Below are 23,892 nucleotides of genomic sequence, written 5' to 3' on the forward strand. Positions count from 1 at the left end.
AAAAAAGTCCTGTTGTCTTGTTATAAAATACATACTCCACACTACGTGAACCGCATGCGATGCAAATATATATAAAAAACAATTCAAATCAATACACAGTTTTCATATTAGAAAACATATTTATTAAATAAAACAAGATACCACCTGATAATCAATTAATTAAAAATAGAAATGGAAAACTTTATTTTATGAGTACGCAAAAATAAACCCAAAATAGAAAAGCAAAGCAAGATTTAAAAATAACAAAAGCCGAAATCCCATTAAAGAATTTCGGCTTTTATATAGTACTTTAATAAATTATATTTCCCAGGAAAGAGGAGTCAAATCAATGCACTTTCTTACCATTGATCTTTATGTTCTTGAATGTAGAGCTTTTCATAAATTGAGGAATCTCCGCATCTTTAGATGCTTCAAATTCTAAATTCTCAAATACAAAATCCGTTAACTCATATTGATCCTCAGAAGATACAACATCAAAAACAGTATTACACTCCATATTCAGATTTCGTATCGTAATATTATTCGCATAAGACTTCCTGATGTCTTTTTCTCCTTTTAAATCAAAGAACTGAGTCCAGGGTTTAATATAAACAATGCTATTGGCGCTACCTTTAATATCTTCCACCAGCATATATTCATAACGTTGAGGAGTATCGGGACGCATTTTTAACCAGAACAAGCGTTGCGCTTTATCAACCGTACAACGTCTGATAATTACATTGTGGTTATGTATAGACTCGCTTCCGCAGGTAAATGCGCTATGACAGAAACCAAAGGTACAGTCTTCCGCAATGATATTCCGGTTGGCTCCGTTGTTTTCGTCTTTATCTGCAAACGGGCCTTTACCTCCTTTTAATACAACAGCATCGTCGTTTACAGACATATAACAGTCTTTGATCAGGAAGTTGGTGCAAACGTCGATATCCACAGCATCACTACTCGGAGCTTTCACCGGAGCCTTAGGTGCAAAAATATGCAGATTCAGCAGTTTGACATTCTCGCATTTATAAAAGTGAGTCGTCCAGAACGGAGAGTTCATTAAACGAACACCAGAAATCTGAACGTCCTTACAGTTAGATACATATAACAAGCGCGGACGCATTTCGTCCATGTTTGTACATTTAGGATTAAACTGACGACGGAGCCAGAATGATTTCCAATAACGTAAGCCGTTTCCATTAATCGTACCTTTTCCTGATATGGTAAATCCATCAACTTTATCTGCATTCACAAGTGCTGCAAAATACTTTAATGTTTGCCCTTCCATACGGGTCATTAAGATAGCAAAGTCGCTGATATCATCACTTCCCTTCAAGACTCCACCCTCTTCCAGATGCAGATGTGTATTGGGTTTAAAAAAGAGTGAGCCACTCAGGTAAGTGCCTTGAGGAATGATAACCACTCCGCCACCTGCCTGATGGGCCTGATCAATCACGGCTTGTATCTTCCCGGTCTGAACAACCGTACTATCGTTCACAACGCCATAATCGGTGATGCGATAAGACGTACCCAACTTACTTATATCCGTCGGGGTATGGTTTCTAAACCATTCAGGAATTGGCGTTCCATCCGGCCAAACCTCTTTAGCTGTTACGCTTGTACTTACTAATGCTATAAGTAGCATCAGGATATACCTCATTTTCTTCATAACTAAAAACAATCTATTTTACTTTAACTTCAATAATTCCTCCATAAGGGTCAAATTCAAACATCGCTTTGCCGGGAAGCGAACGAACAGTCAGTTCTTTCTCTCCTTGAATGGCACTAACTTTCTTAAGCCCTTCTTCTTCAACAACCATCGTCAGGGGTTCATTAAACAATTCTTTGTCCAATGCCAGATGAGGGGTGATTGTTATTTTACTTCCTTTCCGGGTAATTTCGCACTCTAACTCTTCGAATTCTTTGAGATAAGCACCTACATCATGGAATGTGCCTACCCAGATAGAATCTTCCAATGCTTTTACCTGATCGAAATGATTCCAAAGAATATCCGGCGAAGTAAACGCATCATATCCATAGGTTATGCCATGTATCATGGCCACGCCCCAGTCTTTTGTTTCTAAAAGCGTATTTACCCATCGGTCGAAATCTTCCGGTGATAGTTTATAGCTCATTGCAAATTGCCGGGTACGGGTACCAACTCTGCCTTCGGAGGCCAATGCAGTAACTTCTTCGTTTCTTGCATTATAAGGATAGCAGAACGTACGTGATGGGATTCCGGTATTTGCCAGAATGATACTGTCATTTTTGCCAATCTCGACCTTTACCTCATCCGGGCTGATTTTGGTTAAGTTGGCATGCGACCAGCCATGATTAGAGATTTCGTGTCCTTTTATCGCCATCTCTTTCAGCTCCGGCCAGGAAGCCCGTCCGGTATCTCTTACAGCTTCATTATCTATATTGATGGATATTCCGTTAACCCAGAACGTACCTTTCATCTTTCTTTTTTCCATTTCGGGAAACACCAGGGTATAATGTTCTTTCATCCCATCGTCATAAGTATAGCTTATGGCGCATAATTTATCTTCTTTGTACTTGGCAACATAAACATTCACATTGTCTGTATTAGACGAACAGTTGCTAAAGAGGATAGAACAACAAAATAATACAGCGATAGATTTCAAGGTGTTCATATTATAATTCGTTTTTTTGGGTGTAAGTAACATTCTCTTCTACTACGTTTTCTACATTGCTGACGCTTTCGATAAACTCGGCAACTTCATCAACATGTACATTCTTTATTTCTACGTTTTTCACCGGAAGCTTAGCGTCGCCCTTCAACTCGTAAATCGCTTTGGCTGTCTTACAAGTTACGTTATTCATATAGATACCCTCAATACGGGTGATACGTTCTTCGTAAGTAGGAACCAGGTCTTTCCATTGGTAGAGCACATCGGTATCAATTTCAAGCACTCTGCGGGTACTGCCACACTCTACGTTTTCCATATGGATGTTTTCAATAAATCCACCGCGGCGGTGATTGGTCTTCACAAAGAACAGGCGGTGTACGGAATTGGGTGCGTAACAATTGGTCATATAAATATTGCGGATACCTCCTGAGATTTCACTACCGATGCCCAATAGTGTATGCCCTTCAAGGATGGTACAATTACGGATAACGATGTTTTCGCAAGGTGTATCCAATCTCCAGGCATCGCGGTTGCGTCCGGCTTTGATTACAACAGCATCATCGCCCTGGTCGAACGTGCAATCTTCGATGAGGAAGTTGCGACTCATTTCGAGGTCTACTCCATCGTTGTTGTGACCATGAGCTTTAACGTCCAGGTTGCGAACCACGCCACCATCGCACATATACAGATGAATGGTCCAGAAAGGGCTTTCCCTGATTTTAAACTCATCCAGGTATACGTTTTTGCATCGGTTGAAATGAATCAGGTGCGGACGCATATTGTTTTCTCCGACAGCCATCTGTCGTTCTTCTACGGGTACGTCTGTAGAGGCCATCGTATAAAGTTGCTTCAATGCTTCCATGTGAGGGGCAGGACGTTTGAACCAGATTTTCCAAAGATCCATCTTCGGGTTGAGCATGCCTTTACCTGTAATGGCAACATTCTCGCACTCAAAGGCGTAGAGCAACGGTGAATAGTTGTAGCATTCCATTCCTTCCCATGACGTCATTACGGCAGGTAGATAGTCATTGGGGTTATCGGTAAAACGCAGTACTGCATTTTCTTCCAGATGAAGGTTTATATTGCTCTTAAAATGGATGGGCCCAGTAAGCCATGTCCCGGCGGGAACCACCACTCTACCGCCACCGGCCTTATTGCACGCTTCAATGGCATCGGCTATGGCTTTGGTATTGTTTCGCTCTCCGCCTTCAATAGCGCCATATGCTGTGATGGGAAAGTCTTTTGGGGGATAAACAAAGACTTTGATCGGGTCCATAGGGAAAGGCGCTTCTACTTTTACGGTTTCATACGTAGGAGCGGAAGCACAAGAGACTAAAAGTAAACAGGCAAATGCCCCGTACAGGGACTTAAATAAGTTCATTTTCACGATATGGTTTTAAATTTAAGACTTTGGTTATCTGATTAGCAAAAGTACATTCTTACCGGCTGACTTTCCCCATAAAAATGTACGTTTAACTGGAAATACGTTCATAATGCGGACTAAAGATAAATGAATATTATCATAATAAACAAATCAAATTCTGTATTTATCATTATCTTTGCCCGCGAACTGGTTTTGCAACTCCTTACGGATAAGCAAATTAAAAGGGAATCGGGTGAAAGTCCCGGACAGTCCCGCTGCTGTGAAACTCTTATCGTTCTGAAAAAGATACTTCGGCCACTGGTGGAATTAGCCGGGAAGGCTTTCAGGATGTGAGTCAGTCAGAAGACCTGCCGTTCATGCTTAGAGAGTTATATTCTCGTGGGTATAGAATATTAATTCATTCACTTTATGAAATTCAGTAAATTAAAAGTAAAGCAATTGGTGGTCGTTACTTGTGCATTGGCTTGTATGGTGTGCACGGGGTGCCGTCCAAGGAGTAATCAATCTTCTAAAGAGGGAACGACTAGTGTGTCAAATGGTAGTGTTCCTGAAGTTCAACCGGTTTATGCCGAAGGGTTTACGGTGACTTATACTCCTACGGCCCGGCTGATAGATATCCGGGACCCGCAACAAGAAAGTGCACAGTCTTTTCATTATGCTCTGGTTCCCAGGGGTGGCGAGGTGCCACGGGCAGGTTCAAAGGATATACCGGAAGGTTATACGGTTATTGAAACGCCTGTGCGGAGTGCGATCTGTATGACTTCCCTGCAATTGTCTAATTTTATAAAGCTGGATGCGCGCGACCGTGTTGTCGGCATAACCAGTACGCGGCATCTTTTTGATAAAGAAATGAACCGCAGGCTGAAAGAAGGAAAGACTGCGAAAATTGGAATAGAGGGGAACTTCGACAGTGAGGTGATTATGAGCATTGAACCGGATGTTATTTTCATTTCACCATTCAAACGCGGGGGGTACGATGTGTTGCATGATGTGGATATTCCATTGGTTCCGCATTTAGGATATAAGGAGATGAGTCCGCTGGGGCAAGCCGAGTGGATTAAGTTTATCGGTATGTTTATTGGAAAAGAGGAGCTGGCCAATAGTTTGTTTGCGCAGATTGAGGAGCATTATAATGAACTGAAAACGTTGGCAGCCCGGCAAGAAAATCGCCCGGTTGTGTTCAGTGGCGAAATGCGTGGAGGCAACTGGTATGCGGTGGGCGGCAAGAGTTTCCTGGCACAGATATTTAAAGATGCAGGGGGTGATTACTTTATGAAAGACGACGAACGGTCGGGCGGAGTGACGCTGGACTTTGAAACGGTGTACAGTCAGGCAGTCAATGCGGATTACTGGCGTATTGTGAATAGCCACAATGGCGAGTTTACGTATGATGCGCTAAAGTCTGAAGATTCCCGTTATGCTGATTTTAAGGCGTTTCGTGATAAAGGGATTATTTACTGCAACATGCGTCAGAAGCCGTTCTATGAAACGATGCCGGTGGAACCGGAGTTGGTCTTATCGGACTTTATACATGTATTCCATCCGGGGCTTTTGCCGGATTATGTGCCACATTATTACGAACTTTTAAAGTAAAAGCTCCATGAATCGTTCACCACTTCCGCTCATGTTGCTTATTGTAGTGTTTATATTGGTATTCTTTTTACTGAATTTACTGCTGGGTTCGGTGCATATTCCTTTGAAATCTGTATGGAATATCTTGTGGGGACTGGGCGATGAGTCGGTTGTATGGCAGAATATTATCTGGAAATCGCGTGTACCGCAGGCTGTTATTGCCCTGGTGGCAGGGGCGGGACTGTCGGTGAGTGGTTTGCAGATGCAAACGGTATTCCGCAATCCGTTGGCGGGTCCGTCGGTACTGGGCATTAGTTCGGGAGCCAGCCTGGGGGTTGCTTTTGTAGTGTTGCTATCGGGTAAGTTGGGTGGCGTGGCGCTGAGCAAATTGGGGTATATGGGCGAGATCGCTCTTTCTATCTCTGCCATTGTTGGCGCTCTGGCTGTTATGGCGCTTATTGTATATGTTTCTCAGAAGGTGAAAGGGAATGTCACGCTGTTGATTATTGGGGTGATGATAGGTTATGTGGCAAGCGCCATTATCGGTGTACTAAAGTATTTCAGTGTGGAAGAAGATATCCGGGCGTATGTAATCTGGGGGCTGGGGAGCTTCTCGCGTGTATCGGGCGATCAGGTTATGGTGTTCAGTTGCATTATGGCTGTACTTCTCCCCCTTTCTTTTTTGTTGATAAAAACGCTGAATTTATTGTTGCTGGGCGATAATTATGCCCGCAACCTGGGGTTGAACATAAAGCAAGCGCGCTTGTTGGTTATTACCTGTTCGGGGGTGTTGGTTGCGATTGTAACGGCTTATTGTGGACCGATTATGTTTATCGGACTGGCTGTTCCGCATCTTTGCAGGGGGATATTCAACTCATCCGATCACCGGGTGCTTATGCCAGGCACTCTGCTGACCGGGGCGGCATTGGCTCTCGTTTGCAACCTGATTGCCCGTATGCCCGGTTTTGAAGGTGCGCTGCCTATAAATTCTGTTACGGCTTTGGTCGGAGCACCGGTAGTGGCGTGGGTGTTGTTCCATAAGCGGCGGCAAGGCGCGGCAGCCGAGGTTTAAATATATATTATAATAAGGTATGTCTACTATAAACAAAACGATTGAAATCGAATCGCTCTCTATCGGTTATCCAGGTGGTAAAAGCACCAAAGTGGTAGCCGGGAACATCAATGCATCTATTAATCAGGGCGAGTTGACTTGTTTGCTGGGGGCAAACGGAATAGGCAAATCGACCTTGCTGCGTACGTTGTCGGCTTTTCAGCCCAAGCTGTCGGGCGAAATCCGCATACTGGGGAAAGACCTCAATGCTTATACTGACCGCGAACTTTCGCACGTTATCGGCGTTGTATTGACCGACCGGCTCGACATTCGCAACATGACAGTCGAAGAGCTTATCGGCTTGGGACGAAGTCCGTACACCGGCTTCTGGGGCGGATTGAGCAGGGAAGATAAAGAAATTGTCGACCAGGCTATCGCGCAGATACGGATAGAAGACCTCACCCACCGCATGGTTCATACCCTGAGCGACGGTGAACGCCAGAAGGTAATGATTGCCAAAGCGTTGGCTCAGGAAACGCCTGTCATCTTTCTTGATGAGCCAACGGCTTTCCTCGACTTCCCCAGTAAGGTAGAAATCATGCAACTTCTTCACAGGCTGAGTCGCAACACGCATAAAACAATCTTCCTCTCCACCCACGATCTCGAACTGGCTTTGCAGATTGCCGACAAGCTCTGGATTATGGATAAAACCCACGGTCTGACGGTGGGAACACCCGAAGACCTCTCGCTCAGCGGCGATCTGAGCACTTTCTTCGCCCGCAAGGGCATCACTTTCGATATGGAAACGGGGCTGTTCCGGGTAGATAATGCGTATGACTATCAAATTAAACTTTCCGGTCACGGACGTCGCTACACGATGGTGCGCAAGGCGCTCGGACGCAATGGTATTCTGGCTAATCGTCAAATCGAAGCAGACGTTTGTATTGAAACTGGGAATAGTCCGGATGATAAAGAATACACTCTGCATCTGCCAGGCGAAGAACCTGTTACAGTGACAAGTATCGAAGAATTATTGCAGATAGTCAGCGAAAAGAGAAATAGCAGAATGACAATTTGATAGTTGAACCGGCTCAGGTTTCCGTATTTCGGCTACTGGTAAGGGAATGATGGCTTTATCGAGAACCCGCACCTTTATAGAAATTCAAAAAGACATGTTATTGAATAAAAACACATGCACGCGCATTACAAATCAGGAAAATTACAAACGTATAGTTCTAAATTAAAACGAGATGAGAACAAAATAACATCTCACAAAACAATCTATTCTGATTGATTCTATAAAAAACGCCGAATATCTATACCTTATATATTCAACTCAACCGTTTTACATAATCATATTTAATCAATTCCATAAGAATTGCTCTCAAATTGAATAAGAGCTCCGACCGAATTCAATAGGAACTCCGATTGGATTCCATAAGAATTCAGACTAAACTCTATAGGAATTTACCTTCAATTCTATAAGAAATCGGACTTTTTCATCCCGGAATATCCTTTTTGGAGCGACTTATCACTCTATTTGTATCATTTTATAAGCTACGTGAGTCAATAAACACATTGAAATCCGGAACATTTATCACCAAAACGAAGCAATAACTACCAAATTGATTACCAGAAAACAGCACCCATATAACAAATAAATTCTCCTGAAACACTTTCTTATATTCTTTTTAATTGCTTATCTTTGCATCCGATTTTGGTGTCACAACTCCGTAACTCCGGATGCGTGATGAAAAGGGAATCAGGTGTAAATCCTGAACAGGCCCGCTGCTGTAAGCTCTAATAGAGTCTTTGACAAGTACCCAAGCCACTGTTCTTATCGAATGGGAAGGCAGTTCAAAGACAGAGTAAGTCAGAAAACCTGCCAAAGCGTAGTAGTTTGAAGCTTTCGTGGAATGAAGCTGATGAGCGCCTGTTAAAAAGCAAAACCTTTTCATTTAGAGTCCGGCCCTCGGTCGTATTATGCTTTTTGGTGTATCCTCAACCCTCTGTTCCCCGAAGCGGTTTTTCCGAAAAGCAAAAGCGATAAGATGAGGACATTTCTATTAACAACCCTTTTATGCATCCTGCAAACCACCCTGATGGCACAGAGCAAGGTGCAACTATCAGGCAGAATAACCGACAGCAACGGCAACCCTGCTGCTTACGTCACCGTAGGAGTTGAAAGTACCACCCAGGGCACATATACCAATGATAATGGGTTCTATACACTTCAACTCGCACCCGGAAGATACAAGATAGCCGTATCCTCCGTAGGTTACAAGCTCCAGCAAATAGAAATCAACCTGAAAGCCGACCGGAAACAGGATTTTGTGCTGGAAGAAAGTTCCGTCAATCTCGACGGCGTACAGGTTTACGGCAAAAGCCAGGCACAACAACTGCGCGAAGGTTCATTTGCCGTCAATGTACTGCAAATCGGAGACATATTGCAGAACACCTCTGCTAATCTAAATAACATAATAGGCCGAACCACCAGCGTGCACATTCGCGAAGAAGGCGGCATCGGTTCCGACTTTGATCTCTCCATTAACGGAATGTCCGGCAATTCGGTTCGCTATTTCCTGGATGGAATGCCGTTAGATACCAAAGGAAGCGGCGTTTCACTGTCCAACCTGCCGACGAACATCATAGACCAGGTTGAGATTTACAAAGGCGTTATCCCTGCTCACCTGGGTACCGATGCCCTGGGCGGTGCCATCAACATCATTACTAAACAAGACAAGAAGAATTATCTGGATGCTTCCTACAGCATCGGGTCCTTTCATACACATAAGGTAAGCCTCAACGCACAGTTCATAGAGTCTAAAACCGGGTTGATCATCAAGCCCATTCTCGGCATCAACTACTCGAAAAACGACTATACCATGAAAGGAGTAGACGTTTGGAGCGAAAGCGCTGATGCGTATGTACCTGCCAATCGCAAACGCTTTCACGACGATTATTTTTCACTACTGGGACAAATAGAAGTTGGTTTTGCCAACAAGCCCTGGGCAGATGCTTTCTTTGTTTCCGGCTCCTACTCTAAGGTAAACAAAGAACTGCAAACCGGTTCCGTACAGAGCAGGGTTTACGGAATGGCAGAAAGAGAATCGGATGCGTGGAACATCTCGGCACGCTATAAGAAAAATAACTTCCTCCTGAAAGACTTGCTATTACATGCTTCGCTCTCCTACACATGGGATCATTCACTGACAACAGACACCGCCTACCGAAAGTACAACTGGGACGGCGAATACATTACAAGTAACCGCAACGAAATCACAGGCAGAGGACGGTCCATACGTCATTACAAGCGGCCACTGACCGTTATAAACGCCAATCTGGACTATAAACTGAACCAGCACCATAGCCTTAACCTTAACTATCAGTTCAACCGCACCGGCAACGACCGTTACGATGAGGTAGACGACACCTTTGAATCCGCAAACGACATTGTAACCAAACATATCCTGGGGCTTTCGTACAGTCAATCCCTTTTCAATGAAAAGATGGAGAATATCTTCTTTATAAAAGATTATATAAACCAACCCAACATCCGGCAGACCGACATACCCAGCGTCACCGGATCAAGAGATGTGCAAGGCTCAACTACCAAAAAATATTTCGGTTATGGTGTAGGGCTACGGTACACTATCATGGAACCCCTCTCCCTAAAAGCCTCCTACGAACATAGTGTACGGTTGCCACTGGCACGCGAGCTGCTGGGAAACGGCAGCACCATTTATGCCAACGTGGCATTGAAGCCCGAAAACAGTAACAACGTCAACATAACCCTGTTCGGCACCTGGCATCCGGCAAGCGGACATACCCTCTACTACGAAGCAAGCGGATTCATTCGCAATGTAGATAACTATATCAAGGCCAGAGTATCAGAAACTGAAGGTATGATGCAGTATGAAAATGTTCCGGCCGTCCACATCAAAGGCGTAGAAGGAGAAGTACGTTATGATTGGCAAAACCGGTTACAACTGTCGGCCAATTTAAGTTACCAGGATGCCCGCGATCAGGAAAAATACCAGGATAACGGAAAACCTTCTCCGACTTACGACAACCGTGTGCCCAATCGTCCCTGGTTGTTCGGCAGTGCAGAAGCCGGTTATACCCTACGCAACATCGTACTACCCGAAAGCAGATTACGCCTGGGGTGCACTTACCAATGGGTATACTGGTACTTCCTTACATGGGAGGCTTACGGTGCCCGTGAAAACAAGGCACGCATTCCCAGCCAGCACATCTGCAACGCCGACATCACCTACTCATGGAAGAACGGACGGTACAACATCGCATTGGAATGTAATAACTTCCTCGATAAGTTGGCCTACGACAACTACAAGCTACAAAAGCCCGGGCGTGCTTTCTTTGCTAAATTCCGCTTATTTATAAACTAGTATATCAACTTTAATTAATTAACAAATGAAAAAGTTTAAATTTTCACTTCTCGCCTTTATGGCAGTTGCTATGATGGCATTTTCGTTCATGGCTTGTTCCAGTGATGACGATCCCGATCCCAATCCGGGTCCGGTAATTGATGAAAGTGAATACCACTTCGACCTCTTTGTAACCGTAGGCAAATACGGCGGTATGAGCAGTACTAATACCACAATTGTCAACAGCACCAATACACTGACAGCAGATAGAGGAATCATCACCGTCAAACAACAAGGTTCAGAATTGGGGGATTATTCCATGGAATCTATCTCTAAAGGAAAATACTATTATCAGATTCCTTATAGCGGCGACCGTTTCACCAAATACCAAATCAAGAACGATGCCATCGTCGTTGTAAAAGAGCGCCCTTTCTCAAAGAACGTTTATAAAATACGTTCATACACCCATGCTTGGATCAATGACAATACACTCATTATCATGTCATCCACTGGTGATTATAAGAAAATCATCTGGACAAAACTGAATACCGACGACATGACCATCCTTGCCGAAGGTGAACTGGATTTTGTACCCGAAGGCTGGGAAACTATCACAACTTCAGGAATACTAACCTATCGCAAAACCGATAACAAGTTGTTCTACTTCTACTATGGGAAGAAAGGGAGTGGTAGAGATGCCATTAAAGAAGATAAGTTCCGTGTAGCCGTTCTTAATCCTTCGACTATGGAGGTAGAAAGTCAATCAGTTGCTCCCGTTAATAGCGAAATGTCAGGCAGTGCTTATGGTGAGTTGATGCAAGACTGTGTGATGTATGATGAATCCGGCAACCTCTATCTGGCGTGCTTTAGCGAAACCGACGGTGCGGAACGCGGTATGCTGCTGCGCATCAAAGCTGGAGAAACTACCTTTGAATCTTCATACAACGGATATAAGAACTCTGATGGTAAACTGATGACCGTTCAGTATCTTGGTAACAACAAGGCGTTGGTCTACACCCGAAATGCTTCTGCCCCAAAAACTGGTATCAGCGACTTCTGCCACTACTACACCATTGCCGATCTCACCACCGGTTCCAATACCCGCCTGAGCTACAATGGTCAGGAGATACCTTACAGTGGCGGTCGTTTCTCGCAACGCTCTGTCATCTTTAATAATAAGGCCTACATTGGTGTGAGTACCGAAGAAGATGCCAACGCTATCATTTACATCTACGACCTTAAGACCGGTATTATGGAAAAAGGTGCGGAAGTAAGCGGCGAGTTCAAGTTTGACATGATACGCGTTATTGAGAACGATTGATAAATATCTTCTTTATGAGAAAATTAATCACCCTCTTGCTTCTTTGTAATCTCTCCCTCTTCAGCATCCATGCTCATGAGGGAGAAAACTTCGTAGCCTCAGATATTCTGGCCTCCATGAAGCCCGGCGACAAAGCCGCCCTACTCATGGTGCATTTCGGAACTACTTACGATGATACCCGTGCCCTAACAATAGATGCAATCAACGCCAAGGCCAAAGCCGCTTTTCCTGAACTGGAAGTTCGCGAAGCTTATACCTCGCGTATCGTTATCCGCAAGCTAAAAGAACGCAGCGTAGAAAAACTAAACCCGATTGACGCCCTATTGAAACTGCGTGGCGAGGGATATACACACATCATCGTGCAAAGCACCAACATCATTGAAGGTGTTGAAATGGAATCGTTGCGGCGGGACGTTACTACGGTAAGCCCTTTCTTCACCGAGATACGCATAGGAAATCCGTTGCTCTACTCTGTTGAGGATGCAGAAGCCCTTGTAACCGTACTGGAATCGCGCAAGCCTGAGAAAGGCAATACCGTATTTGTCGGACACGGTACATACACCCCTGCTACAGCAACCTATGCTATGCTCGATTATATGATGAAAGCCCGTGAATTGAAAAACTTCCATGTCGGAACCGTAGAAGGCTATCCTACATTTGACACCGTTCTTGCCCAACTTAAAACAAACAAAGCCAAACAAGTTACCCTTGTTCCGCTGATGTTCGTTGCAGGCGATCATGCAAAGAACGACATCGCCGGTGATTGGAAAGAAGACCTCGAAAGCAACGGACTCAAAGTAGATGTCCGCATGGAGGGCTTAGGACAGATTCCGGAAGTTCAAAATCTCTTCATCGAACATGCCCGTTTTATCATGCACCACAAAATGCAGGACATTATAAAAAAGAAAGCGGGTTATGCTAAAGAAGAACATCATCATTAATAATAGATAATCTAATTATGCAGTTTGAGCCAACACGTAAAAAAAGAGTATGTATAGCCGGTTTAGTTATACTGCTTTTGTGTATCATTAGTTATATAAGTTACACCGTTTGGTTCTCCCCCACCCGCATACTTATTATAAATCCGCTGCCGGCACAAGCAGCGGATATTATTCTGAATAACGACAGCCGTCATATCCAAATAACCTGTCTGCCGACTGAAGAAGTTACTAACTTTAACGGATATGACGCTGTTGTTCTTTACGGACGCGGTCTTTATCTTACCGACGAACAAATGGCGGCCATAGAACACAGTTCTGCAAAGGGCGTCCGGTTCTTCACCAATACCTTTCGCAATTTCAATGTAATTGTCCACCGTAATATCACCGATGAGCAACAAGCCACGCTGCTCAGTTATTTCGGCAACCCAAGCAGACAGAACTATCGCAATGGAATACGTTACCTGCGGCACATAGCAGATGCAAATAAACTTCCAAAAGAAACATACGAACCGTCTATCATCTTACCCACTAACCTGTATTATCATCAGGAATATGGGAAATATTTCCAGAACAAAAACGAATTAACAAGCTATCTTAAAGATAATGGAATCTACCATGATAACGGAAAGAATATAGCCTTCATTGCCGGTTCCAGCTTTCCAACAGAAGGCAATCGTGCGCACGTAGACACATTGATATCGCGCATTACCCATGCCGGATTCAATGTCTACCCCTTAGCTTCATCTAATAAGCGGGCCGAAATGCTGCGCGAATTACATCCCGATGCCATTGTCTACCTACCTATGGGGCGTTTAGGCAACGATAGCCTTATAAACTGGCTGCATACCGAAAACATTCCAATCTTCTGCCCCTTTCCATTAATACAATCTACAGAAGAATGGCTCGACCCCATAAAACCCGTTAGCGGTGGTACACTGACTGCCCGGGTACTTATACCCGAAGTAGACGGGGCGATGGCACCCCTACTTATCGCCACTCAAAACCTACACAAAAGTGGTCATTACCTTTACACTCCCGAAGAAGAGCGGGTGAATAACTTCGTTAATCACCTCAAAAAACACCTGTTGTTGCGTAACAAACCCAACAATGAGAAACGTGTAGCTATTTGCTATTTCAAATCGCCGGGTAAAGATGCTTTGCTAGCCAGCGGAATGGAAGTCGTACCTTCCCTATACAATTTCCTTAAACATCTGCAAGCCGAAGGATACAACCTCACCGGATTGCCTGCCACTGTAGAAGAGTTTGGTAAACGTATATATACCGATGGTGTTGTACTAGGCTCTTATGCCCAAGGAGCACAAGAAGAATTTCTGAGAAAGGCAAACCCGGTCTGGCTAACCACAGCACAATACGAAACATGGGGAAAAGAAGTTATCGCCCCTGAGAAGTACAAAGAAGTAATCGACCGTTACGGTCCTGCCCCTGGCGAGTTGTTAGTTAGAAAAACAGATAACAGAGAAAGCCAGATTGCCGTAGCCTGTCTGCAATTCGGAAATGTACTACTCTTCCCGCAGCCCCGTCCCGCGCTTGGCGATGATGATTTCAAGTTAGTACACGGTATGCCCGTAGCCCCTCCACACAGTTATCTAGCCCCCTATCTCTATATGCAAAAAGGATTCGGTGCCGATGCAATTATTCATTTTGGTACACATGGAAATCTAGAATACACACCAGGTAAGAATGTCGCCCTCTCCCATAACGATTGGGCCGACGTATTAGTTGGCGACCTACCTCACTTCTATTATTATACCACCGGGAATGTGGGCGAAGGAATCATAGCCAAACGCCGTACCCATGCCGTACTCGTAACGCATTTGACGCCACCTTATGTAGAAAGCGGCATGCGCCAACGCTATCAGTCTTTGCTGGGCGACATACACCATATATTGCATGAAGGAAATGAAAGAAACCGTTCACTGGCCGTTCGCATCAAGCAGGAAGTGATGACACTCGGATTGCACCGCGATCTGGAACTCGATTCCGTACCGGGCACTCCATATACCATAGAAGAACTTGAAAAGCTCGACCTCTTTATGGAGGAAATCGCCAACGAAAAAACACTCGGTGCTTTTTATACTATGGGGCAACCCTATTCTCCGCGTGATCTTATAACGACTACTCTGGCTATCAGTGCCGATCCGTTAGCTTACGATCTCGCACGCCATGACAGAGATGATGGAAAGATAACAACTGAACAGTTACAGGATTTCGGTTTCGTATCGCATCGCTATCTTCAACAAGCGAAAAAGATGATAACAGAAGTGTTAACCACCACCTCCCCCCTTCGGGGTACTCCTCCTCAAAAAGGAGGAGAGTTCCTGCGCTACCGCAACCTTCTTCTCACCTCAACAACAAACGAGTTATCTGCCATGACCCGCGCCCTGAACGGAGGAAGTGTATTCCCCGCTCCGGGCGGCGACCCTGTACTCAACCCCAACGTATTGCCTACAGGCCGGAATATGTTCAGTGTAAATGCCGAAACTACTCCATCGGCCCGCTCATGGGATGAAGGAACCCGACTGGCCGAAACCACTTTGAACCTTTACAAGGAAAAACATGGCGATTATCCCCGCAAAATAAGCTATACCTTCTGGGCTGGCGAATTTATCACCACCGAAGGGGCCACCCTGGCCCAAGCCTTCCGAATGTTAGGGGTAGAACCCGTACGCGACGGACAAAACCGGGTGGTAGATCTGCGGCTTACCCCATCGGAAGAACTGGGACGGCCGCGCATCAACATCGTCATTCAAGTTTCCGGACAGTTGCGTGACCTTGCCGGTTCGCGGCTAAAAATGCTAACCGATGCCATCCAATTGGCTTCTTCTGCTACGGAAGATATGTATCCTAATTACGTCGCATCCGGTACGCAGCTTCAGGAAAAACTCTTGGTAGAACAAGGCATATCTCCCAAACGTGCCCGTGAAATGTCTGTGATGCGTGTATTCGGCCCGGTAAACAGTGGATATAGCACCGGCATGCTCTCCTACACAGAAAATAGCGGTAAATGGGACGATGAAAGCGAACTGGTCAGTGGTTATCTCAATAACATGGGTGCAATATATGGAGACGACGAGAATTGGGGAGCCGTAGAGAAAGATCTCTTTGCCAGTGCCCTTTCCGAAACCGATGTCATTATACAACCTCGTCAGAGCAATACATGGGGACCGCTATCGCTTGATCATGTTTATGAATTCACCGGTGGACTTTCCCTTACCGTAAGATCGCTCACAGGAAAGGAACCCGATGCTTTTATGGCCGATTATCGCAACCGTAATAATAAGCGATTGCAAAACGTAAAGGAAGCCGTAGCCGTAGAAGCGCGTGCAACCATTCTGAATCCGACTTTTGTTCAGGAACGCATGAAAGGCGAAGCCACCACTGCCCAGATGTTCGGCGAAATCTTCCGTAACATTTTCGGGTGGCATGCTACTCGCCCCTCGGCTATGGATAAAGAATTGTACAATGATCTATATCGCATGTATATTATAGATGAAAACAGCCTCGGGCTACATGAATATTTTGATCGGGTAAACCCTGCCGCCTTTCAGGCCATAACCTCCGTTATGCTCGAAAGTGCCCGCAAAGGGTATTGGAAACCCACAGAGGAACAGTTAAGAACTACTGCTACTATTCATGCCGAGGCTACCCAAAAGAACGGAGCAGCTTGTACAGAGTTTGTCTGCGACAACGACAAATTACAACAATTTATAGCAGAAAATCTTTCCGGTCAGCAAGCATTGGAGTATAACCAACAGATGAAAGTTGTACATGATGCCAACGCCAATAACAAGAGTATGATTCTGAGACAAGAGGAATTGAATGGCGAACCAAATAAAGAAGACAAAATAATAAATGGTATTCATGCAATTATTGTAGTCATTGTACTTCTGGGATTCATCATTTGGTTAAGATTCCGTAGGGGCAGTTCGCGAACCGCCCGAAAATGAAATTCCAGGCTTTATAGATTACTCAAACATATTTTAGACTAAATTTGTATTTCCATTTTAAGTGAACATATAATGAGCAAACCCACCATAATCGTCGCCGGTATCGGACCGGGAAATCCTGAAGATATAACCCCGGCTGTACTCCATGCCGTACAGCAATCCGATGTTATCATCGGTTATCATTACTATTTCCAATTTATCCATGATTACGTATCCCCTGGAGCAGAATGTATCGACACAGGTATGAAACGGGAACGGGTACGCGCTGAGCAAGCCTTCGATCTGGCTGAACAAGGAAAAACCGTATGTGTCATTTCATCCGGCGATGCCGGCATTTACGGAATGGCTCCACTCATCTACGAAATGAAACGGGAACGCAATAGCGAAGTGGAAGTCATTTCCCTGCCGGGAGTCAGCGCTTTCCAAAAAGCGGCATCTTTGCTTGGTGCCCCCATTGGACATGATATGTGCATCATCTCATTAAGCGACTTAATGACTCCGTGGGAAGTGATTGAAAAAAGAATCATTGCTGCTGCAATGGGCGATTTTGTTACCGCCATCTATAACCCTAAAAGTGAAGGAAGATACTGGCAATTGTACCGGCTGAAAGAAATATTCCTGCGCGAAGGAAAATCCGCAGATACTCCTGTTGGGTATGTACGCCAGGCGGGACGCGAAGAACAGAACATTCATTTAACTACTCTCGGCGAATTTAACCCGGAGGATATTGATATGTTTACCGTAGTCCTTATCGGCAACTCGCAATCCTACAGTTGGAACCATACCTTTATAACCCCACGCGGGTATTACAGACAAGCGACCGAAACAAATACAGGTATCGGTCAGGACATTATGATACGCAGTTTCAAAACCATTGATCAAGAACTTAAGAACAAAAACATTCCTCTTGATCATAAGTGGGCTTTGCTGCATGCCATCCACACAACTGCAGATTTTGACATGGAGAACCTTCTCTATACTGATACGAATGCAGTAGCAACTTTATATCAGGCTTTCAATGAAGGAAGAGTAAAAACAATCATAACCGATGTCACCATGGCCGCTTCAGGTATCCGGAAAGGAGCCCTTACCCGTCTGGGCATCGAAGCGAAATGTTATCTGAATGATGAGCGGGCAATGGCTTTAGCCAAAGAGAAAGGTATTACCCGTACACAAGCCGGAATCCGTCTGGCTGTAGCCGAACATCCCGATGCCTTATACGTGTTTGGAAATGCACCAACTGCCTTAATGGAACTCTGTGACCTGATACGGAAAAAGAAAGCAAATCCGGCAGGAATTATCGCTGCACCGGTAGGATTTGTACATGTGCAAGAATCCAAGCACATGACTAAACCTTTCATTCATATACCGAAACTCATTGTAGAAGGCAGAAAAGGAGGAAGCAATCTGGCCGCTACCCTCGTAAACTCCATACTGACCTATGATGATGCAGAACAATTACGCCCGGGGAGAGATGTATGAAGAAAACATTTGTAATTATAGGAATTGACGACCACCCTACCCCGTGGTTTCATCCGGATATTCTCCGTATTATTCAGGAAGGGAGTGTCTTTTCCGGCGGCATCCGTCATCATGAAATTGTTAAACCATTGCTTCCGCAAGGCAATACATGGATTAACATCACCGTTCCTTTAGATAATGTGTTTTCTCAATATCAATTATTCGAACGTGTTATTGTATTTGCTTCCGGTGATCCGTTATTTTTCGGTTTTGCTAATACGGTAAAACGGAAATTACCCGAAGCTGAAATCAAATTATACCCTTCATTCAACTCTTTACAATTACTAGCGCATCGACTTGTGCTTCCATACGATGATATGCATGTGGTATCCCTCACCGGACGCCCCTGGCATGAGTTTGATCAGGCGTTAATAAAGAATGAAGTCAAGATCGGAGTACTGACCGACCGTGAACATACTCCTGCAACCATTGCAGATCGAATGCTTACTTATGGATATACAAACTATACGATGCATATAGGTGAAAATCTGGGTAATCCGGCAACTGAACGCGTCCGTACAATGACAATACAAGAAGCAGCAAAAGCAGAATCCCAGTATCCCAACAATCTGATTTTAGTGCGAAATAACAGTAGAAAGTCTTATTTCGGCATTCCCGAAGATGCATTTACCCACCTGAACGGACGTTCTAAAATGATCACCAAAGCCCCTATACGTTTATTGACTTTAAGTGCTTTGGAATTATCAGAAAAGACCTCTTTCTGGGACATTGGTTTTTGTACAGGTTCCGTATCTATTGAAGCAAAGTTGCAGTTTCCCCACTTATACATTACTTCCTTTGAAATCCGCACCGAAGGCGCTCAATTAATGGAAGCAAATACCCGCAAATTCGGCACACCCGGAATAACCACCGTAATCGAAAACTTTATTCAGGCCGATTTATCTTTATATAAAGCTCCTGATGCTGTATTTATCGGAGGACATGGAGGTAAATTGAAAGAAATCCTGTGCCACCTCAAAAAGGTACTTCAACCAAATGGAATTGTTGTATTCAATTCCGTTTCCGAAGAAAGTAAGAATCTGTTTATAGAAGGGATAGAAGTATCTGATTTGGAACTGTTGACAACAACAAGAGTTTCCATTGATGAACATAACCCCATAGAAATAATGAAAGCCAGACTGAAATGATGAAGACTGCCATTATACTTGTATCCGAAGCTGGTGCAAACATAGCACGGAATATTCAACGTGAACTCGAAGGAAGTGAAATCTACTCCACTACCGGTACAAAAGGAACCCTTTGGATAAATTCTATTACGGGATTTATCAATGATGATGGTCATACCTTCGATTCCTTTATCTTTATTGGTGCTTTAGGAATCTGTGTACGCGCCATTGCACCCATCATCAAGAGCAAATACAGAGATCCCGCCGTTGTTAATGTCGATAGTACAGGAGCATTTGCCATATCCGTACTTTCAGGGCATGTGGGTGGTGCCAATCAACTCACAAAATTAGTTGCTTCTACCATTGGCGCCCAACCGGTAATCACTACACAAAGCGATAACACCAACTTGTGGGCATTGGATACATTAGGAAAGGAATTCGGATGGCAAGAGCAACAGGAAGGCAGTTCTATGAATAAGATTATCTTTGCTTTTGTCAACGGTAAAAGAACAGCTCTACTACTGGAAGTCAAAGATAAAGGAACCCGATACTTAGAACGTACTCTCCCACCTCATGTAACCGTATATTATCATTGGGAAGATATTCCACAGGAGGAATACGAAGTACTGATTGCCGTAACACCTTATATTCATAAACCGGTGATACCTACATTATATTTCCGTCCCCCGGTTCTACATCTCGGAGTAGGGTGCCGGAAAGATTGTGATGCTCAAGGTGTGGGAGAATATATAGAGAATAAAATAGAAGAATCGGGGTACAGTCCGTTGTCAGTAGGAAGTATAAACACCATTGATTTAAAAAAGGATGAACCGTTGTTTCATTCATTGCAATCTGTATTTAAAGCGGCAACAACCCATATTTATACTTCTACGGATTTAGAAGATATTGAGGTTCCTAATCCATCAGAGAAAGTACAGGAAGTAACCGGTTCGCAAAGTGTGGCGGAGGCAACTGCTATTAAAAGCGCATGGTATGGGCCATTAGTGCTGGAGAAGCAAAAAGGAATGATTACGGAAGGTAATCAGTTTACGTTTGCATTGGCGATGAACTTTGCAGCCCTTCGCAAGGGACATATAGAAATTGTCGGTGCAGGTCCCGGCGACCCGGAACTCATTTCAATCCGGGGACGAAGAATGTTGGAAGAAGCAGATTTAATACTTTATGCCGGTAGCCTCGTTCCGCGGGAGTTAACGTATTGTGCTAAAGAAGGAGCCGTAGTGCGCAGTTCGGCTTCCATGAATCTGGAAGAACAATTCGAAATCATGAAAGAATTTTATGATAAAGGTTTGTTCGTAGTACGTTTACACACGGGCGACCCCTGTATATATGGAGCTATCCAAGAGCAAATGAACTTCTTTGATCAATATAGTATGAGTTACCATATTACCCCGGGAATATCTTCATTTCAGGCTGCTGCGGCGGCGTTGCAATCGCAGTTCACCATTCCCGAAAAGGTACAAACCATTATACTTACCCGTGGTGAGGGACGTACACCTATGCCTGAGAAAGAGAAGCTTCACCTGCTTGCCCGTTCGCAAAGCACGATGTGTATCTTCCTTAGTGCAAGTGTGGTAGACGATGTACAGGAACAACTCCTGCAGCACTACCCTCCCGCTACTCCTGTAGCCGCATGCTATAAATTAACCTGGAAAGATGAGAAGATTTACAGGGGCGAACTCAAAGACCTGGCAAAGATTATAAAAGAGAATAATCTGACTTTAACCACAATGATTGTAGTAGGTGATGCCATTGATAACCGCCAAGGATTATCCCGACTGTACGCCGACGAGTTCAAGCACCTATTCAGGAGTCCCAAGGTGGGTCGGCCAGGTTTCAATGCTGATTCAAAAATAAAGGATTAATTAAAAGTGTAAGATGATACTCGTTTTCGGTGGCACAACAGAAGGCAGGAAAGCTGTACAGGTAATAGATAAGGCTGGTAAAACTTTTTATTACTCTACTAAAGGAGATTTGCAAGAAGTAAATTCCCTGCACGCCATCCGTCTGAATGGAGCTATGGACGCCGAATCTATGATAAACTTCTGCAAGGAAAACGAGATTCGTTTACTGATTGACGCCGCTCATCCATTCGCCGGGCAATTGCACCGAACCATTGCGGATGCCTCCGAAGAGCTACAGATACCAGTTATCCGATACGAACGGATCTACCCACCGCGAAATACAGAAATTACCTGGTGCAACGACTATCCGGATGCCATAGAAAAGCTACGTAAAATAAAGATCAACCGTTTACTTGCCCTTACCGGAGTGCAAACAATAAGCAAGTTAAAGCCTTTCTGGCTACAAACAGAGACTTGGTTTCGCATATTAAAACGAGAGGAATCATTATCTATTGCACAAAAGCAAGGCTTCCCGGAAGATAAACTCCTATTCTATCAGTCCGAAAATAACGATTCCGGGCTGATCAAAGAACTCCGCCCGGATGCTATTATTCTTAAGGAAAGTGGCACGAGCGGAGGATTTACTGAAAAAGCAGTCGCCGCTTTCGAGAATAACGTCAAGGTATTTGCTGTCAAACACCCGGCAATGCCCGACGATTTCTATACAGTAGATGGCGAGCATGGCCTGCGCCGCATGATCGAACAGCTCCTACCGGGATTCTACACGCTACGCACAGGAATAACTACCGGTTCATGCGCTACAGCCGCCACCGTAGCAGCCCTCACTACACTGCTCACAGGCAAAGAACTAACAAATAGTCGTATCATACTGCCCGATGGCGAACATATCTCCATCCCAGTATCGCAAACCAAAATCAAAGAAGACGGTGTGTCCTGTGCCGTAATCAAAGATTCCGGCGACGATGCGGATGTAACGAACGGAATATCAATCGTTGCTGAAATACAGTATTACAAACTTTCAGGGAAGTCGGCTAACGAATTCTTCCACCACCTCCCCCCTTCGGGGTACTCCTCCTCCTGCCCGAGGAGAGGTGCCCAAAGGGCGGGGTGGTGGGAGCCAAACAGCAACGATATATATCTTCCCGACGATCAAATCACAATCACCGGCGGGCAGGGCGTCGGCACCGTTACCCTACCCGGCCTTGGTCTTCCCATTGGTGGCCCAGCCATCAATACCGGTCCTCAACAAATGATCCGGCAGAACATCCGACACATCCTTTCGGCTTTAAACATCCCCCCCGGTGACATGCAATTCGAAGTCTGCATATCCGCTCCCGGAGGCGAAGAAATAGCCCGGCGCACATTCAATCCCCGTTTAGGTGTTATTGGAGGCATCTCCATTATCGGTACATCCGGCATTGTACAACCCTTCTCCATTGAGGCCTTTATATCTTCCATCCGGAAAAGTATGGAAGTTGCCCGTGCATCACTGTCTCCCCGCGTAGTGATCAATTCCGGTGCCAAAAGCGAAAAGTACTTGCGCAATTACTACTCCGAATTACCCGATGCCGCATTCGTACATTACGGCAACTACATCGGCGAAACCTTAAAGATCGCCTCCAATCTGAAAATCAGCCACATAACACTCGGGATCATGATCGGTAAAGCCGTCAAACTGGCAGAAGGACACCTGGATACGCACAGCAAGAAGATCACAATGAACAAGCCGTTCCTTATGCAATTGGCCCGCGAATCCGGATGTTGCGATGAAACAATATATGCAATGGAACACATAACGTTGGCCCGCGAACTATGGACAATCATCCCCAAGAAAGATTATGCCCCCTTCTTTGGAAAGATCATATCTTTATGCTATCAATACTGCGTCCCTTTATTACCTCACAGTGAACTCACAATTCTATTAGTAAATGAGAACGGAGATATATTCGAGAAAAGCTGCCAGGTTTAATATAATAGTTAATTATCCCGGTATCATATATCATTTATGTCAGTACCTTCTGTATTTATCTCCTAATGCTATATACAACCAAATGTACATGTGGTTACCAACTAGATGTACATCTAGTTATCGACTACATGTACATC

General features: G+C 44.6%; 14 protein-coding genes and 2 riboswitches. Of the genes, 11 read left to right on the top strand and 3 right to left on the bottom strand.

All coding sequences use genetic code 11. The features are described 5' to 3' along the window. Window positions 1-325: 325 nt before the first annotated feature. Genes D0T87_RS08235 through D0T87_RS08245 form a run of 3 tightly spaced genes read right to left on the bottom strand, consistent with a single transcriptional unit; the run spans window position 326 to window position 4,017 of the window. Window positions 326-1,639 carry a glycoside hydrolase family 28 protein gene (locus D0T87_RS08235; protein WP_163174692.1) on the bottom strand — a complete coding sequence of 438 codons (1,314 nt, stop codon included), beginning with the start codon at window positions 1,637-1,639 and terminating at the stop codon, window positions 326-328. Between the two features lie 22 nt (window positions 1,640-1,661). Then, a complete protein-coding gene (locus D0T87_RS08240; RefSeq protein ID WP_239063559.1) occupies window positions 1,662-2,633 on the bottom strand; it encodes a polysaccharide deacetylase family protein in 972 nt (323 codons plus the stop codon). Window position 2,634: 1 nt separating this feature from the next. Next, the gene (locus D0T87_RS08245) at window positions 2,635-4,017 is read right to left on the bottom strand and encodes a glycoside hydrolase family 28 protein (protein WP_370526827.1); all 1,383 of its coding nucleotides are present in this window, start codon (window positions 4,015-4,017) and stop codon (window positions 2,635-2,637) included. 167 nt (window positions 4,018-4,184) lie between these two features. Further along, window positions 4,185-4,384, top strand: a riboswitch (cobalamin riboswitch). A 38-nt stretch (window positions 4,385-4,422) separates the two neighbouring features. Between D0T87_RS08245 and D0T87_RS08250 the strand changes: the two genes are divergently transcribed. From D0T87_RS08250 to cbiD, 11 genes are all read left to right on the top strand, one after another. Then, entirely contained in the window at window positions 4,423-5,607 is a 1,185-nt protein-coding gene (locus D0T87_RS08250) for an ABC transporter substrate-binding protein (protein WP_163174652.1), read from the top strand. A 7-nt stretch (window positions 5,608-5,614) separates the two neighbouring features. Further along, complete coding sequence (locus tag D0T87_RS08255; protein WP_163174653.1) at window positions 5,615-6,658, top strand: iron ABC transporter permease; 1,044 nt, start codon at window positions 5,615-5,617, stop codon at window positions 6,656-6,658. Between the two features lie 19 nt (window positions 6,659-6,677). Beyond that, the gene (locus D0T87_RS08260; protein WP_163174654.1) at window positions 6,678-7,715 is read left to right on the top strand and encodes an ABC transporter ATP-binding protein; all 1,038 of its coding nucleotides are present in this window, start codon (window positions 6,678-6,680) and stop codon (window positions 7,713-7,715) included. A gap of 623 nt (window positions 7,716-8,338) precedes the next feature. Beyond that, window positions 8,339-8,542, top strand: a riboswitch (cobalamin riboswitch). Window positions 8,543-8,688: 146 nt separating this feature from the next. Further along, complete coding sequence (locus D0T87_RS08265; protein ID WP_163174655.1) at window positions 8,689-11,046, top strand: TonB-dependent receptor; 2,358 nt, start codon at window positions 8,689-8,691, stop codon at window positions 11,044-11,046. Window positions 11,047-11,071: 25 nt separating this feature from the next. Next, on the top strand, window positions 11,072-12,346 hold the full coding sequence (locus D0T87_RS08270; RefSeq protein ID WP_163174656.1) for a hypothetical protein: 1,275 nt from the start codon (window positions 11,072-11,074) through the stop codon (window positions 12,344-12,346). Between the two features lie 14 nt (window positions 12,347-12,360). Further along, a complete protein-coding gene (locus D0T87_RS08275; protein WP_163174657.1) occupies window positions 12,361-13,287 on the top strand; it encodes a sirohydrochlorin cobaltochelatase in 927 nt (308 codons plus the stop codon). Window positions 13,288-13,304: 17 nt separating this feature from the next. Continuing rightward, window positions 13,305-17,255 (top strand): cobaltochelatase subunit CobN, encoded by a 3,951-nt coding sequence (locus D0T87_RS08280; RefSeq protein WP_163174658.1) that lies wholly within the window; start codon window positions 13,305-13,307, stop codon window positions 17,253-17,255. Window positions 17,256-17,327: 72 nt separating this feature from the next. Continuing rightward, window positions 17,328-18,737, top strand: a complete 1,410-nt coding sequence (cobJ, locus tag D0T87_RS08285) for a precorrin-3B C(17)-methyltransferase (RefSeq protein ID WP_163174659.1) — start codon at window positions 17,328-17,330, stop codon at window positions 18,735-18,737. Beyond that, window positions 18,734-19,924: a precorrin-6y C5,15-methyltransferase (decarboxylating) subunit CbiE gene (gene cbiE / locus D0T87_RS08290; RefSeq protein WP_163174660.1), complete on the top strand. Its 1,191-nt coding sequence runs from the start codon at window positions 18,734-18,736 to the stop codon at window positions 19,922-19,924. Before cobJ ends, cbiE begins: the two co-directional genes overlap by 4 nt. Then, complete coding sequence (cobM, locus tag D0T87_RS08295) at window positions 19,924-21,786, top strand: precorrin-4 C(11)-methyltransferase (protein WP_163174694.1); 1,863 nt, start codon at window positions 19,924-19,926, stop codon at window positions 21,784-21,786. The genes cbiE and cobM overlap by 1 nt, the downstream gene beginning before the upstream one ends. A gap of 13 nt (window positions 21,787-21,799) precedes the next feature. Further along, window positions 21,800-23,755, top strand: coding sequence for a cobalt-precorrin-5B (C(1))-methyltransferase CbiD (gene cbiD, locus D0T87_RS08300; protein WP_163174661.1), 1,956 nt, complete (start codon window positions 21,800-21,802; stop codon window positions 23,753-23,755). Window positions 23,756-23,892 lie beyond the last annotated feature (137 nt).

It is taken from the genome of Bacteroides sp. 51, from assembly GCF_010500965.1.
In the GTDB taxonomy this organism is placed as follows: Bacteria; Bacteroidota; Bacteroidia; order Bacteroidales; family Bacteroidaceae; genus Bacteroides.

Bases quoted from the DNA above. Each gene is read 5' to 3' on its own strand.
- D0T87_RS08235 (WP_163174692.1), bottom strand. From the start codon at position 1,639: ATGAGGTATATCCTGATGCTACTTATAGCATTAGTAAGTACAAGCGTA.
- D0T87_RS08240 (WP_239063559.1), bottom strand. From the start codon at position 2,633: ATGAACACCTTGAAATCTATCGCTGTATTATTTTGTTGTTCTATCCTC.
- D0T87_RS08250 (WP_163174652.1), top strand. From the start codon at position 4,423: ATGAAATTCAGTAAATTAAAAGTAAAGCAATTGGTGGTCGTTACTTGT.
- D0T87_RS08255 (WP_163174653.1), top strand. From the start codon at position 5,615: ATGAATCGTTCACCACTTCCGCTCATGTTGCTTATTGTAGTGTTTATA.
- D0T87_RS08260 (WP_163174654.1), top strand. From the start codon at position 6,678: ATGTCTACTATAAACAAAACGATTGAAATCGAATCGCTCTCTATCGGT.
- D0T87_RS08265 (WP_163174655.1), top strand. From the start codon at position 8,689: ATGAGGACATTTCTATTAACAACCCTTTTATGCATCCTGCAAACCACC.
- D0T87_RS08270 (WP_163174656.1), top strand. From the start codon at position 11,072: ATGAAAAAGTTTAAATTTTCACTTCTCGCCTTTATGGCAGTTGCTATG.
- D0T87_RS08275 (WP_163174657.1), top strand. From the start codon at position 12,361: ATGAGAAAATTAATCACCCTCTTGCTTCTTTGTAATCTCTCCCTCTTC.
- D0T87_RS08280 (WP_163174658.1), top strand. From the start codon at position 13,305: ATGCAGTTTGAGCCAACACGTAAAAAAAGAGTATGTATAGCCGGTTTA.
- cobJ (WP_163174659.1), top strand. From the start codon at position 17,328: ATGAGCAAACCCACCATAATCGTCGCCGGTATCGGACCGGGAAATCCT.
- cbiE (WP_163174660.1), top strand. From the start codon at position 18,734: ATGAAGAAAACATTTGTAATTATAGGAATTGACGACCACCCTACCCCG.
- cobM (WP_163174694.1), top strand. From the start codon at position 19,924: ATGAAGACTGCCATTATACTTGTATCCGAAGCTGGTGCAAACATAGCA.
- cbiD (WP_163174661.1), top strand. From the start codon at position 21,800: ATGATACTCGTTTTCGGTGGCACAACAGAAGGCAGGAAAGCTGTACAG.